This is a genomic window from Stenotrophomonas sp. OVS01A (genome assembly GCF_019969775.1).
In the GTDB taxonomy this organism is placed as follows: Bacteria; Pseudomonadota; Gammaproteobacteria; order Xanthomonadales; family Xanthomonadaceae; genus Stenotrophomonas; species Stenotrophomonas indicatrix.
Genome location: NZ_JAHXYV010000002.1, coordinates 439,052 through 453,525, shown reverse-complemented (window position 1 = coordinate 453,525; position 14,474 = coordinate 439,052). Strand labels below are relative to the sequence as shown.

Genomic DNA, 14,474 nt, shown 5'->3' with positions numbered 1-14,474 from the left:
TTCTACAGAAGCGGCGGCGGATAGCGGCGCCCTTCGCGCAGCGGACGGAAATAATCGTCGTTCGCGTAAAAGGCTGGGGCCTGGTCGGTGTGCCAGCCGGGAATACCCGCCAATGGCAGCGGACGCAGTTCCAAGGGATCGAGCAGCACCCTGCCCTCCTCGATGGCGCGCGCGACCGTGTCGATGCAGCCCGCATCGTCATCGCCCTGCAGCACCACGCATTTGCCGACCAGCAGCCGGCCCGGCAGCAGCGCCTGTTCCATCAAGGCATGACCGAATACCGCGGCGATGGCGATCCGTCCTGACTGCCAATGGATCGGCTCGAACAGCACGCGCCACTGGTGAGCATCCCAGGCTGCAAGCAACGCCGGATCGCACACGCGCACCACCACGCCGGTTTCATCGAACTGGGTCAGCGCGGCCTGCGCGCGGTTGCGGTGTCCTGCGGCCATGCCCTCGATGTGCCGGCATTGCTGCGCGTTGAGTGCGCACTTGATCGGCAGGTAGCGTGCCCAGACCAGGGCGTTGAACAGGTCGTGCCAGTTGCCCGCGCGGGTTGCGATGCGCCCTTCGGCAATGCGCGTTTCGTAATGCAGGCCGTCTGCCAGCAACGCCGCATCCTGTTCAACAAAGCGCTTGCCCGGCAGCGCCAGGCGCGCGTCCAGATCGACCACGCGTGGCCAGTCCGCTGCCGTCAGCAGATCACCGAACCCGGCGATACCGGCAAACAGCGGATGATCGAAGGCAGCCCTGTCCACCGCCGCACGCAGCGGCGGCACGAAGCGGCGGGGGCCGCCATCAGCAGCCTCCGCCCCGGTCACAGCACCTTGAGGTCGAATGCCGGGCGCGTGGTCGGCGGCAGTGCGTCACCGTAGAGATCGTGCTCGTCGCTCTCGGTGATTTCCACGTCGACGAACTCACCCACGCGCAACGCCACCTGGTCTGCGTTCTGGATATGCACCAGGCCGTCGATCTCCGGCGCATCGGCCTTGGAACGGGCCACCGCGATATCGCCTTCGATGGCATCGACCAGGCATTGCTGCACCGTGCCGATCTTGGCTTCCAGACGCGAAGCCGAAATCTGCGCCTGCTTCTCCATGAAGCGCGCCAGTCGTTCCTGCTTCACTTCTTCCGGCACCGGGTCCGGCAGGTTGTTGGCCGTAGCGCCCTCCACCGGCGAGTAGGCGAACGCACCGACGCGATCCAGCTGCGCTTCGTCCAGGAAGGACAGCAGCTCTTCGAACTCGGCCTCGGTCTCGCCCGGGAAACCGACGATGAAGGTCGAACGCACGGTGATGTCCGGCGCGATGCGGCGCCAGTTCTGCACCCGCTCCAGGGTCTTCTCGACCGCGCCGGGGCGCTTCATCAGGCGCAGGATGCGCGGGCTGGCATGCTGGAACGGGATGTCCAGGTACGGCAGGATCCGGTTCTCGGCCATCAGCGGCACCACGTCATCGACGTGCGGATACGGATAGACGTAGTGCATGCGCACCCACGCATCCAGTTCGGACAGGCCTTCGCACAGTGCCTTCAGGCGGGTCTGGTAGGCCTTGTCGCGCCACATCTTCTCGGCGTACTTCACATCCACGCCGTAGGCAGAGGTGTCCTGCGAAACCACCAGCAGTTCGCGCACACCGCCGCGCACCAGGCGCTCGGCTTCGCGCAGCACCTCGTCCACGGGACGAGAGACCAGCTTGCCGCGCATCGACGGAATGATGCAGAAGCTGCAGTGGTGGTTGCAGCCTTCGGAAATCTTCAGGTATGCGTAGTGGCGCGGGGTCAGCTTGATGCCGTAGTCCGGCACCAGATCCACGAACGGATCGTGCTTGGGCGGCAGCGCCGCATGGACCGCTTCCATCACGCTCTGGTAATCCTGCGGCCCGGACACCGCCAGCACGTTCGGGTACGCCTCGCGGATCTGCTCCGGGCGCTTGCCCAGGCAGCCGGTGACGATGACCTTGCCGTTCTGGTTCATCGCCTCGCCGATGGCATCCAGCGATTCGGTCACCGCCGAATCGATGAAGCCACAGGTGTTGACCACCACCACGTCGGCCGAATCGTAGGACGGGACGATGTCGTAGCCTTCCGACCGCAGCTGGGTGAGGATGCGCTCGGAATCGACGAGGGCCTTCGGGCAGCCAAGGCTGACGAAGCCGACTTTGGGGTTCAGCTGGGACATGGAATCGCGGGACTCTGGGGGCCTGGGCCCCTGCCAGCATGGCAGGGGGACCTGGGGGCCGGGGCCTGAAAGGGCGCCAGTATACCGGGGTTGGGCCACGGTCCCTGAACTGCCGCGACAGTCCCTTCTCCGCCCCAGGTCGAGCTTTCAGGGCAAGGCGACGGGCAATTCGTCCACTTCCACCGGCTCGAACCGGTATAGAGCGCCGAACTTCAGGGCATAGGCATCGGCCGGCCCTACCGGAATCACCATCTGCGGCAGAACCGCCTCCCCCTCCGCACGGAAGTGCAGGTTGACCACGCCGGGCTGCTCCACGGCGCGGGTAAGCAGGACTAGTCGGGCATTGAATTTCATGAGAACTCCAGGAAAAAAAGCGGCCGCTTTCACCGGCGGCCGATACGGTTGAAACCCGCGGTGCCTGCCGTCCCTGGCAGGCACCGTGTCACCACACACCCATACGCACGCGCAGGCGTCCGGCCTCGTCGAAGACACGCCAGTTGCCGTCGCTGTACTCGGTACGCCGGCCGCCGCCCGGTGCGCTGACGCTGAACGCATCGGCCACCACGTCGAAGCGCGAGACCTGTCCATTGGAGGCCAGCTGCACGCCCCCCACCCTGCCGTCGGCGCGGACATTGACCGACCACTGCGCGGATGACTCGGTGCCACCGGCCGACCAGGTCGGCGGCGTGGTTGCTGCCGCATCCACCTGGCTGAGCATCGGGCGGAACATCCAGAAATAAGGCGTGTCCTCACCGGTACCGATCACGATGACGCGGAAGCGCGCGGATGCCGTATTAGCGGGCGCCTGCGTTATCAGGAATGGCCGCGACACCCTGTCCAGCGTGATTGGGATTCCCGTGTTGTTGCGGACGCCCGGACTGTGTACAAGCCCAAGGTGGTTACCGGACGCATCGAAGAACGTCAGCTCCAGCTTGACCTCCACTCGATGGGCATTGATCCATGCAGAGGCGCAGTACGTCTTGCCACCCTCGATGGCGATGTCGTACTCGGTACCCCACCAAGCCATCGCACCAGCGGCCAGAACACCACCCGTGACAGATCCCAGGCCGAATATGCCCTTCGGATGCCAATTGTCATCACCGGTGGGATTGCCCAGCTCGGACCAGCGTGCGCCGGGATTGCTTCCCCAGCCCCAACCCGAGCGCTGCCAGAACGGGAAGGTGGTGTTCATCAGCAGGTTGCCGCCCGATCCGAGGTTCTTGACCTGCGCCTGCATGCTGGTCACCACCGCAGCATCCGCCTTGCCGCCCAACGATGCCTGCACGCCATCCAAGCGCCCGGACAGCGCCGTCATCTGCGTTCCCTGCTGGCTCACTTGGCTTTTCAGCTGCGAGAAGCCGCTGGCCGATACATCCCCCACCTGGGTCTTGAGCTGGGTCAGGTCACGTGCGGTGGTGTCCAGCTTGCTGCCCTGCTGCGCAACGGACGTGCTGAGCCCGCTGATCGCCGAGGCATTGGCATCATTGGCCAACTGATCGGTGATGTCGTACACCTGCACGCTGTCCACGCGCACCTGGCCATTGTCCGGATAGGCATACACATTCAGCCGCCACGCGTCGATACCGCTGTTGAACGCATCGAAATCGAACGTGCGGGTCTCGAATGCCTCCACCGCGAACACGGCACGCAGGTCCTGGTTGGACTGCTGGCCGGCGACGCTTCTGCGATACATCCGCACCATCAGGTTGTTCGCCCCACCTGCGCCACAGGCACGTACGACCACGCGCAATCGACGTGCACCGTTGATCGGCACCCACTTTCCGCCATTGGGCTGCAGGGTTGGATTCACACTGGTATATCGATTGAGCAGCACGCCCGGACGGCCGTCGCCATTGACCGTGCTCCACACTGCACCGTTGGCGGCTGCCGATGCGGTCCAGCCTCCCAGGCCCTCTGCGAAATCGGGATTGGGCAGCAGACCGCTGCCGGTGTTGAGTACGCCCTTCAGCCCGCTGGACAGGTCGGTGAGCTGCTGTGCCTGCGCATCGACCTTCGCCCCCTGCTGATCCACCTTCGTGGTCAGCGCAGTCACCGCCGTTGCGTTGGCAGCGGCGCTCTGCTGGGCAGCGTAGGCATCGGTGACATCGATCATGCGGATATCATCAACCTGGACGCGCACCCCCACTTCCCGTGCGCCGTTTCCACCCGGGATGCTGACGAGCATCCGCCACTTCGCGGCAGAGACCGCCGTATTCATGTAGCCGCTGACCTTGGTCCATCCATCCTTGCGCAGGGAGGAAAGGGCGTAGGCCTGCAAAGGCCACGAGCTTTCCGCGTTGGCTTCGTTCGTGGTCTGCCAGCCCACCCTGATGGAGCCTCCGGTCGGCTGGATGCTGTCCGGATGCAGGCGCGCGTAGTACTCCACGTAGATGCGACGATTGCCGGTGATTGGGGTCCACTGGCCAACGTACATGTCCGCATTCGTGTTCGGGCTGGTGTTGGCTGCGACATTCACATCCAGGCCCCGCTCACCGGTCCGGCGCGCATCGGTGCGGGCGGTGTAGATCGTGCCCGCCGCACTACCCAGCAGTTGGCCGTCCTGGAAGGTTTCGAACGCCCCCAGCGGGAACAGGCTGTCGCTTCCGTTGAGAACCGACTGCACATCCGACTGCAGCTTGACCACATTGGCCGCACTGCTGGTGATGCGGTCGCCAAGCTGCACCACGTCGGTGCGCAGGTTGGAGATCGCCGTGGCATTACCTGCGATGTCCTGTGCATCGGTGATGTCATAGAGCTCGACGCGGTCGAACAACACCTTGCCATTCGCATTGGTCAGGTGCACCTGCGGCATCACTTCATTGCGATCCAGCCCAGCCGACCACTCCGCTGTGTAGGTTCTCCAGGCACCGTCGGTCAGGTTCAGTGTCACGTCCGCATGGCTTTCGCCAACACCCGTGGTGCGCACCCTCAGGCGGCATACCAGCGTCGCCGTTGCGCCATCAAAGGCGCGGGCGATCATCACCATCCGGTACCGGCGTGACTTGCCGGCAGCCACCGGCAGCCACCGGGAGTCATTGGCTGTGATTACCGGGTTCTGGCCGGCCTGCGGGCCGTGCGTCATCAACAACGCATCGCCGCCTTGGCCAGAGGCCTTCACCCATTCCACGGTGTTTGCCGGCAGCGTGCGGGTCAACGTCCACCACGCGGCACTGCCGGCGAAGGTGCTGTTGCGCAGCAGGTTGTCATTGCTCACCACGGAGGTATCGATCCGTGCACCCAGGCTGGTGATGCTGTCTGCCGCAGATGCCAGGTCGGTACCGAGCTTGCCCACGTCGGTGCGCAGCCCGGTCAGCGCTTCGGCATTGGCCCGCGACGCACGATCCAGCGCCGACGAGTCCTGCGATCCGGTCGGTACACCATTGAGCAGGGTGATGGTCATTTCCACCCATAGGCCAACGCGGCTGGCATCCAGCGGGGGCGGAGACAGGATCTGCCTGCCGCCACCGGCGCCACTCTTCCTGCGCCCGACCATCACCAGCATCCGTCCGCCGGAAAGCGCCGCAAGGTTCTCCTGCGAAAGACCGGCATCAAGCAGGCGGGTGCGCAGGCCGATGGTGTCGGCGTTGGTGCCGCTGCTGATCGCCCCCACCGCGTCCGACGTATAGGCGATGAAGTACTGGTTGTCCTTCAGGGTTTCGTCGTACCAGGAGTTGAAACGGGCCGATTCAGCTTGCAGATTGCCGTACGTGTCGAATACGGCGGTACTGCTGATGCTGTTGTCCGCATTGATCACCCCTACCCGCAGGCCGCGGTTGGCGCCCATGCCGGCCACGATGCTGCCGTTGGCGCGATACACACCCGATGCCCGCGGACCGCCGGTGGGCCAGGCGTTGATGTGCGCATTGGCAATGATGTTGTAAGCCACCATGTTGCCGATACCGGACGCCAGGCGTGTCACATCCTCGGCAGCGGTCGTCAGCCTGCCATCGATCTGCTCCACCTTGGTCGACAGACCCGTGATCGCCGAGGCATTCGCATCGGCGTCAGTCACTTCCTCCACCCACAGGTCATCCAGCCACAGCGTGCCGGCCGTGCCGTTGCGATTGATCGTGACCTTGATGCCCTGCACCGTGCCGGAGGACGGCAGGTTCACGAAGGTCTCGGTCTTCACCCAATCCACGGACCTGGGGAACGACGCTGTCGCAGCCGCCATCAGGTTGCCGTTCTGGTCGCCAATACGCAGCTTGGTATTGTCGGCCGTGCCGTCGAAGTCCTCGCTGGTTCGCGTCCAGCAGGAAACGCGATAGCGGCGGCCAGCGGTCAGAGCGATGACACGCCCTTCGTTGACCGCCGCGCTGACCACCGTGTTGCTGCCCCCTGCATAGGGCGCGGCTTTCCAGCACAGGGTGTTGCCACGCCCCTCGCGCACCACCGACGCAGCCGTCGTATTGAAGAATGTCCAACCTTCGGAGGCCAGGTTGAAGTCACCATTGAGCGCCAGGTTGCTGCCTGCGCCCATCACCGCTTCCATGCGGCTCTTCAGCTGGACCAGGTCCTGGCTGCTGGTGGTGACCTTGCCATCGAGTTGCCCCACTTCCGTCTTCAGCGCATTGAAGGCACTGGAGCCAACCTTGTCGCCCATCGTAGCGTCCAGGCTGTCCACACGCCTCCCCAGCGCGGTATCGGCGGTGACCATTGCCTGCTGCAGGCTGCTGACGCTGGCATTGGTCGCCAGCGCGCCGGTACCTGCGGGCATGCGTGCCTGCAGTGCCTGGATCGATTGTGCGTTGACCTGGTCGCCGCTGAGCCGCGCGGACTTCTCCGCCGCGATCAGGCCCTGGCTGACGCCCGCCAGATCGCTTCCTTCGTAACTGCCTCGCAGTTGCACGCCGAGCGTCTCTCGACGGCTGGCCTCGCTGGAATCGGCCGCGATGCGTGCACTGGCTTCGTCCTGCAGCATGGCCACCGACGCGCCCGGTGTCGGTCGGCCGATCGCCACCCAGTCCAGCAGGAAGTAGTGGGCATCGGTCTGCGCCTTGGACAGATCCAGGCGGATCTGGTCGACCACGGTACCGTTCCACGGAATGTTGTCCACATCCAGCGTCGCGATGCCATTGCTGTCATAGCCCGGCTCTGCGAACTGCACCATGCGAGCGTTGTCCCACGACTGGCCGGGGCCGTTCCACAGCAGCCGGCCGTCCCAGGCAGGACTACCCACTTTGCGGATACGCAGCTTGACGAAGCGGTGCGCCGCGCCCTGGACGTCCTGGCCGCGCGGGCTGGCCACGAAGGCATCGCTGGCATGGTTGGCCGGACGCAACCAGCCATCCACCAACGTTGGACTGCCGCCGTTCGCGCCCCAACCTTCCACGCTGTTGTCGAAGTACCAGATGCGCTTGCTGTCGAACTGCACACCACTGCCTGCCGACAGCTGGCTCACCATCCGCGTGAGATTCTCGACATCCGACCGGCGCTCGCTGGTTTCGCGGGTCACCGCCGTGGTCAGCTCGGTGCGGGCATTCAGATCACCTGCAGCGCGGTCCAGCACTTCGCGCGCCAGGCCATCGGTGCCTGCCTTGATCGCCAGCGCCTGCTGGTCGAGCCTTTCGGCCTGCCCGGCAAGCCGTTCGGCCCCAGCCGTGATCTGTTCCTGCAGGCGCAGCGATTCGCTGCGCAGTGCTTCGGCCGCCTGGGTGGCATTGGCCAGGTCGTTGTCGATGCGGGCAGTGATTTCCTTGCCCAGATCCTGCTTGACCGCCTCCACCACGCCACCGATCCCCTCCAGCGTCTGCCCGATGTTGCGGCCGAGCGAACGTCGCAGGTAGCGGGCGGCCGTCGACAGTACACCCGAGGTGTTGCGACTGCGGCAGGCAAAGGTCCAACTGCCCGACGCCGGCAGCACCGCTTCGATCGCAGCAGTGAAGAAGCCACCTGCATCGCCGAGCGGGGTCATCTGCTCCCAAAGCGGGTTGTCGATGCTGCCCGCGGTGTAGCGGATCTCCACACCAGCGAAGTCGGCCGACTGCACCGTATCGCTGAAGAAGCCCCATACGTAGCGACGCACGCCGCCACTGAGCTCCTCGATGTCGAACAGGTCGACCAGGACAGGCGGCGCGTCAGCGCCCAACGTCGTGTATTGGGCAGACACCGCCACGCCGGCGCGTCCCTCCGGACTGTACGGACGCACGACGACTGGATAGGTACCCGCGCCGGGGATCGACCAGCTTGCCGAGCGCGTCGTGGTACGTGCGACTTCCTCCAAAGCGGCATTGCCGTCTGGATCGGACAACACCAGCGTGTCACCCACCGGCCCGCTGATGTCGAAGCTGGCCTGCAGTTCGGTATGGACGCTGCCGCCCTGACTGACCTGCCGTTCGATCACTTTCAGGTTGCTGGCGATGGGGCGGGTCTGCAGCGACGATTCGTTCGACGGCGGTACGTACTGGCCGGTGCGCACGTAGTGCCAGAACGCAGGCCCTTCCTGCACCACGTCCACTGACGCACCCTTGAGGTCGCCCTCCGGACGGATGCCGGTCACGCGCACGCGTGTACCCGGCGTCTGTTTGAAATCATAGATCCAGATGGTGTCGTGCGCAGGATTGGTCTCGCTGCTGCCAGGCAGCGACGCGTCGGCCGGCCACGGGTCCGCCAACACCAGGGTGTCGCTCGGCTCGCTGCCAGGTACCACGCGCAGTACGCGGTAGACGCGCTCGCCCGGGACGCGCAGGCCAATGAACGCACTGCCCACCGCGGGCGGCGGCACCGGCTCGTCCAACTGCAGCGTGGTCACACCTTCGGCATCGACCGTGGCGCCGATCAGGCGGCCACCGAAGCCCCACTGGGTCAGGTCGTGCTGCAACGCCAGCACGGACAACCGCGAGTAGGCCAGGTGCTCGATGTCGGTGCTGTAGCTGATCGACTTGTACTGGTAGACGCTCTGCGCCAGATGCCAACGCGCCAGCATCGCGGCGTGGGCTTCGGTGCTGACGCCCTCGCCGGTGATCTTGGCCGGGTTGAGCATCACTTCCACACCCGGTGCCGGCACGCGTAGCGTCGCCGCCTTCCAGGTGCGGCGGTCCAGATAGCTGTACTCGATGCCGTCGGCGGCATTGGCCAGGGTGTAGTCGACCTGGAACTGGCCCTTCTTGATCGTCGCCATGTTGACGACGCCGGAGAGCGGCTGCTCGTCGGCGGCCCATGCCACGCCCAGGCGGCCCTTTGCCCATGTCACCTGGCCGAAGCCGGCCAGGGCGATGGCATCCAGCACCGCCTGGTGGCTGCGTACTTCTGTCAGCCAGTAGTCATAGCCAAGCGCATTGTCTGCGCAATGCAACATGAAGGCCTTCAGGCTTTCAATGTCGATGCGTCGATCCGCCATGCCCAGGCCTGCGATGCGCTTGCCATTTTCGTCGTTGATGCCACGCACGTAGGCCAGAATCTGCGCGCCCGGGTTGCTGGTCTCCTCGGTCACCCAGCCAACCGCATCGCCCTTCCACACCGGGATCGGCCGCGAATGGGCCACGCAGCGGATTTCATCCGGGGTGCCGTTGAGCTGGCCGGAGGCCTTCATCTGCAGGCCGATCGCGGGAATGCCGGCATGGCTGGCATCGTCACGCTGAACGCTGACCAGCGTGGTCCAGGTGAAGTTCGCCTGCGCACCGCTGCCATCGGTGTTCTGTCCAGCCACGCGCACACGCACGTCGTACTGGCCAAGCTCCACATCGCGACCGTAGCTCACCCGACGGGCTTTCTGCGTGCGCCCCACAAGGTTGTAGTTGCCGAACAACTGCCAGTTGGTGGTGCCTACCGGGCGGTACTGGATCTGGAGCTGCTCGCGGTTGTCCTTGTCCTTGCCCTTGGAGGTCGTGTCCCACAGACGGAATTCCACGTTCACCTGCAGGCGCAGCGTCTCGGCCGAACTGGTGCGCTCCACCCACGGGCTGGCCACATGCTTGGCGTCGCTGCCGGTATCCAGCAATAGAGCGCCTTCGATCACATCCGCGTTGCTGTAGAGCGGAATCGCTTCGTCCGGCATCTGCGGGAAGCCTCGGAACCAGGTGCGCACCCCCTCATAGCTGGACAGCGGTGACTCACCGTTCTGCAGGGCCTCGACACGGCCGACATTGATGCCTGGGCTCAGGGTCATGCCGACGAACTGTTCGTCGCCCTCGAACCACGTATAGGGACGGCTGATCAGATCGGGCGCCACGCGCGTGGAGCCGAACAGCAGGCCCAGCGGCTCATAGGCGCGCACGCGGTTGCGAGGCGCAGCCAGCGAATAGGCGGTATCGGCAACACCACCACCACCGGGCCGGGGAGGCTTCGGAGTGAGAACCTTGTTGATCAGCACACTGCCGGCCACGTAGACCGCCGAAGCGGCCAAAGTGCCATAAGTGCTCGCGATCGCGCCCGCACCCCAGGCGGAGCCTGCCGCCAGCGTGCCGATGCCGAAGGTGAAGTAGGTCAGCGCGATCATCGCCACCAACGGGATCACCGCTTTGCCGACCACGCTGCGGACTTCGATCAGCTGCCCATGCCGCAGGCGGACCTGCATCCACTGCTCACGCGGGACATCGATACCATCCACGCAGACCTGCCAGGCCTGCCCATCGAGGCCATCGATATGGCGCATGAGGAAGGCGTACAGGCTTTCGCCCGGGCGCAGGTCGACCGGCACGTTGCGCTGGCCATCCAGCAGCACCGGATGCGGGGTGATGATGAGGCGACCGTCGGTCGCCGGTTGTGGGGTCAGTTCCATGCGTAGTATCCCTCGATCCTCAGCCCATATCCGGGCAGGTCACGAACGCGGTGCAGCACGCTGCAGCCGTTCGTTTCATTGCTGTGCAGAACCCAGCCCTCGTGGGCCAGGAAAAAGAAAACCCCGGCATGGCCGGGGTTGTGTTGTCCGCGTTCGATCATCAGTACCAGGTCGCCGTCCTGCGGTGGGCCCTCGCGGGCTACCGCCTGCGCGCGCGACAGCGCGCCCAGTTCGGCCGAGCCGCGCCGCCCGCGCGGGCGCCGTCCGGGCAGCGCCACTTCACGGGCGAACAGCGCCCGCTGCACCTGCACCACCAGGTCGGCGCAGTCGCACGCGGCTTCGTCATAGGGAATGCCCACCCATCGCTCGACGTCGACCAGGCGCATCAGAAGATCCCCGGCAACGTGAACGGATTGGCGTGCAGCAGCACGGCCTGCTGGCGCATCAGGAAATCGACGCCGCACTGGGCGCTGACCGTGCGCGTGTTGACCGATACCTGGGTCATCGGCAGGTCGTACTCGGCCTCGATGGCATCCGGGTTGGCACGGTCGGTCAGCATCAACCGGGCGGTCACCATCTCGCCCGGGGCCAGTGCTTCCAGGTCTTCGGTGAGTGCGCGGCCGATATTGTCGATCACCAGCTGCGCACGCGGAGCCTGCCCGCTGACGTCGTCGGGAAGCTGAAAGCCGAATGGCGCTGCGATGAACTCGCTGCCATTGCTGGTCCAGTTCACGTTGTCGTTGACGATCCGCAGTACTTCCGGCATCGATGGCGCCGACACTTCCAGCAGCATCAGCGGCCCCTGGGTATCAGCCAGGCGCTGGCGACGTTCATGGAACGAGCTCATCGCATGTACTCCAGCACCAGATCACGCTTGGAGAAACGGAACTGGGTGTTGAGCGGCACCAGGCGACCGATCCCCTGCGGAAAGCGGGCGCTGATCGGCTGCCCGGTCCGTGGGTGCTCCATCGTGAACCAGCCGACACGACCGATATCGCGCAGGTACCACTCCTCGAACGCCTCGGCGTCGGCCGCACTGCGGAACTGCACCGAGGCGTACACATTCTTCATCACCCGGCTGTTGAGCGCGCGCATCTTGCTCGGCCCGCGCTCCATGTCGGTCCGCTCTTCGGACGCGACGATCTCCTCGCCATAGTCGGCGAAACGAATCTCTGCATACTCTGGCCAACTGCTCATCCCACTGCCTCCGTCCATCCATATCGGGCCCGTCCAATGGCGCCCAGCTCGCCACCGTTGAGGCTGTCGCCCACGATGTCGATCACCAGTCGCCTCACTTCGCTGCCATCCGGCATGCGCTGGCGTTCTTCCCGGGTGTTGACCCGGCCTTCGCCGTAGTTGTTGATTTCCACATTCATGCCGCCCTCGCCCGCCGGGGTGATCGGCACCTGCGCATAGCCTCCGCTTTCGCCGCCGCCCAGGCCGTTGCCGGTTCGCAGCGACGTGCGCAGAGCAAAGAATGCCGATGGGCCGCCGAGTGCCGCCATGTCCTCCTGGCTGAGTACACCTTCACCCTTGTGGACGATGCCGGCCGGTTCGTACTTGCCGCCAGGGCCGGTGTAACCGCCGATGGAAAAGCCGGTGATCTTCGGCCCGAACAACTGCCCGACCGACCTGATCAGTCCACTGACCATCTGTTTGGCTGCCAAGCGCGCCAGATCGGCGATGATCGAGTCGGCCAGGTCGGAGAAGGACAGCTTGCCGGTCTGGGCAAACTTGACCAGGCCTTCTTCCAGCCCCCCCAGGGCATTGCTGAACACGCCGTGGCTCAGCTCGGCAGCGTTGGCGGCAGCGTCGGCGTAGTCCTCGAAGGCCCGCATCGCGCCGTTCTTCCAATCGGACTGGTATGCCTTCTTGCTCTCCTGGAACGCGGCCTCGCGTTGCAGGGACTGCTCATGGAACGCATCGAGCTCGGCCAGCAGGGTCCTGTAGCGCTCCGATTCGATGACCTTGCCGTCTTCACTGCGCGACTCGTCGTCCAACGCACGCTTTCGGTTGTCGCGGTCCTCATCCAGCGCGGAACGGCGTTGCATGCGATCCACGCTCGCTGCGCCATGGCCGATGCCGAACAGTTCCTGGTCGTTGCCGCGCTGCTGTGCCTGCGCCGCCTGCTGGAGCTCCCGCTGCAGCTTCAGCAGGTCCTGCTGGGCCTTCTTCGACGCTTCAGCAGCTGCCGCCTCCTTGGCCAGGGCCACCGCTGCAACCAGCGAGGCCTTCACCCGCAGTTGCTTCTGCTCGCCGAGTTTCTTCTCGGCATGCTCCATCTCGTCAAGGAGGGTGACTTGCAGCTTTTCCGTCTCTGTCATCCCCTCTTTCAGCTTCTGGCGCACTCGGTCCTGGGCCATCTGCTTCTCGATGCGATCCATCAGTGCTGCGTACGCATCGGCCTGTTCATTCACGCCTCTGACCGACTGCTGGGCTGCCTGCTGCTGTTCGCGGAACTGGGCCTTGCGTTCGATGTCGGCCTTCTTGCGTGCGGCGTCCCTGTTGAACTCGGCGCGCTGGGCCGGGTCCATCTTGTCCGGCCCGCCGTTGGCATTTATTTCCGCACCGCGTTCAGCCAACCATGCCGCGTACTCGCCACGGGTTAGACGGATCCACTCGACCTCGTCTCGCCACGCTTCTCCGCGCATGCCACCGAGCATGCCCGAGATCGCCGAACCGGCCTGCAGTGCCTCCCAGCGCGTCAAGCCTACCTCTGCCTTGAGCTGGACCAACGTCTGGATGTCGAGATTGTTGATGGCGTCCTGGACCCTCTTGAACAGCTCTGGATCCATTGAGCCACGGATCTGTTCCTGCAGCTCCTGGAACTGGCGCCGCACCGGATCGGTCTTGCCTTCAAACTCCTTCAAGGCGTCCTGCGCGGCCTTCAGCCCTGCGTAGTCGGCCCCCGCGCTCATGCCGGCGCCCTCCCGCCCCGACTGCTGGCCATAGGCCACGCGCCCTTCCCAATGGGTGACGGCCCCCTCCAGCGCGCGCTTGCGCGCTTCGAGCTCGCGCATGGCCTTTGCCTGCTCATGCAGCGAAGCGACGGCGACATCCATCGGCATGCTGCGATCCCGCAGACCCTTGCCGACTTCATCCATCGTGAACGACATCAGCTTCAGCGATTGCATCTGTTCATTGAACTCGGCGCGGGCACGTTCGGATGCCTTGACCATGTCCATGTACGCTTCGCCGAGCTTCTGCACCGACGCGATGGCGATGCCCCATGGGCCGCCTGCAGCAGTCAGCAGGCCGTTGCCAAGCTCCTTCACGCCGCTGCGGAGTACATCTTCCCCGCCTTTTGCGCTTGCCCCTGCCTTTGCCGCCGCGCCTTCAGGTGCGGCATGCACGCGCGCCAGCGCGGCTGCCGTCCGCTCGGCCTCCGCCCGCATTGTCTTGAGATTCTGCGTTGCCAGGCGACTGGCCTCCGCCATTGCGTTACGGAAGCCCGTCGTATTGACCCGCAGTACTACGTCTAGATTCTGGTTAGTGGACGCCATATGCGTTCCTCCAAGAATGATGAGGGGCCCCGCAGGGCCCCAGGTTCGATTGCATGCCACACCTCGGAGAAGC

Annotated in this window: 8 protein-coding genes; all 8 read right to left on the bottom strand. The window is 65.1% G+C overall.

The window, feature by feature from the left end; all coding sequences use genetic code 11:
* Window positions 1-2: 2 nt before the first annotated feature.
* A complete protein-coding gene (locus tag LC407_RS10820; protein ID WP_105164436.1) occupies window positions 3-821 on the bottom strand; it encodes a DUF3025 domain-containing protein in 819 nt (272 codons plus the stop codon).
* On the bottom strand, window positions 818-2,179 hold the full coding sequence (gene rimO / locus LC407_RS10815; protein WP_025876127.1) for a 30S ribosomal protein S12 methylthiotransferase RimO: 1,362 nt from the start codon (window positions 2,177-2,179) through the stop codon (window positions 818-820). The genes LC407_RS10820 and rimO overlap by 4 nt, the downstream gene beginning before the upstream one ends.
* Window positions 2,180-2,326: 147 nt before the next feature.
* On the bottom strand, window positions 2,327-2,533 hold the full coding sequence (locus LC407_RS10810; RefSeq protein WP_080148347.1) for a hypothetical protein: 207 nt from the start codon (window positions 2,531-2,533) through the stop codon (window positions 2,327-2,329).
* A gap of 88 nt (window positions 2,534-2,621) precedes the next feature.
* On the bottom strand, window positions 2,622-10,898 hold the full coding sequence (locus tag LC407_RS10805; RefSeq protein ID WP_223482817.1) for a host specificity factor TipJ family phage tail protein: 8,277 nt from the start codon (window positions 10,896-10,898) through the stop codon (window positions 2,622-2,624).
* Window positions 10,889-11,284: a hypothetical protein gene (locus LC407_RS10800; protein ID WP_032975023.1), complete on the bottom strand. Its 396-nt coding sequence runs from the start codon at window positions 11,282-11,284 to the stop codon at window positions 10,889-10,891. The genes LC407_RS10805 and LC407_RS10800 overlap by 10 nt, the downstream gene beginning before the upstream one ends.
* The gene (locus LC407_RS10795) at window positions 11,284-11,745 is read right to left on the bottom strand and encodes a DUF1833 family protein (protein ID WP_032975025.1); all 462 of its coding nucleotides are present in this window, start codon (window positions 11,743-11,745) and stop codon (window positions 11,284-11,286) included. Before LC407_RS10795 ends, LC407_RS10800 begins: the two co-directional genes overlap by 1 nt.
* Window positions 11,742-12,095, bottom strand: coding sequence for a hypothetical protein (locus tag LC407_RS10790; RefSeq protein ID WP_223482816.1), 354 nt, complete (start codon window positions 12,093-12,095; stop codon window positions 11,742-11,744). Before LC407_RS10790 ends, LC407_RS10795 begins: the two co-directional genes overlap by 4 nt.
* Window positions 12,092-14,461, bottom strand: a complete 2,370-nt coding sequence (locus LC407_RS10785) for a phage tail tape measure C-terminal domain-containing protein (protein WP_223482815.1) — start codon at window positions 14,459-14,461, stop codon at window positions 12,092-12,094. The genes LC407_RS10790 and LC407_RS10785 overlap by 4 nt, the downstream gene beginning before the upstream one ends.
* Window positions 14,462-14,474: the final 13 nt, after the last annotated feature.

Coding starts and splice junctions, on each gene's coding strand:
- rimO (WP_025876127.1), bottom strand. CDS start 2,179: ATGTCCCAGCTGAACCCCAAAGTCGGCTTCGTCAGCCTTGGCTGCCCG.
- LC407_RS10810 (WP_080148347.1), bottom strand. CDS start 2,533: ATGAAATTCAATGCCCGACTAGTCCTGCTTACCCGCGCCGTGGAGCAG.
- LC407_RS10805 (WP_223482817.1), bottom strand. CDS start 10,898: ATGGAACTGACCCCACAACCGGCGACCGACGGTCGCCTCATCATCACC.
- LC407_RS10800 (WP_032975023.1), bottom strand. CDS start 11,284: ATGCGCCTGGTCGACGTCGAGCGATGGGTGGGCATTCCCTATGACGAA.
- LC407_RS10795 (WP_032975025.1), bottom strand. CDS start 11,745: ATGAGCTCGTTCCATGAACGTCGCCAGCGCCTGGCTGATACCCAGGGG.
- LC407_RS10790 (WP_223482816.1), bottom strand. CDS start 12,095: ATGAGCAGTTGGCCAGAGTATGCAGAGATTCGTTTCGCCGACTATGGC.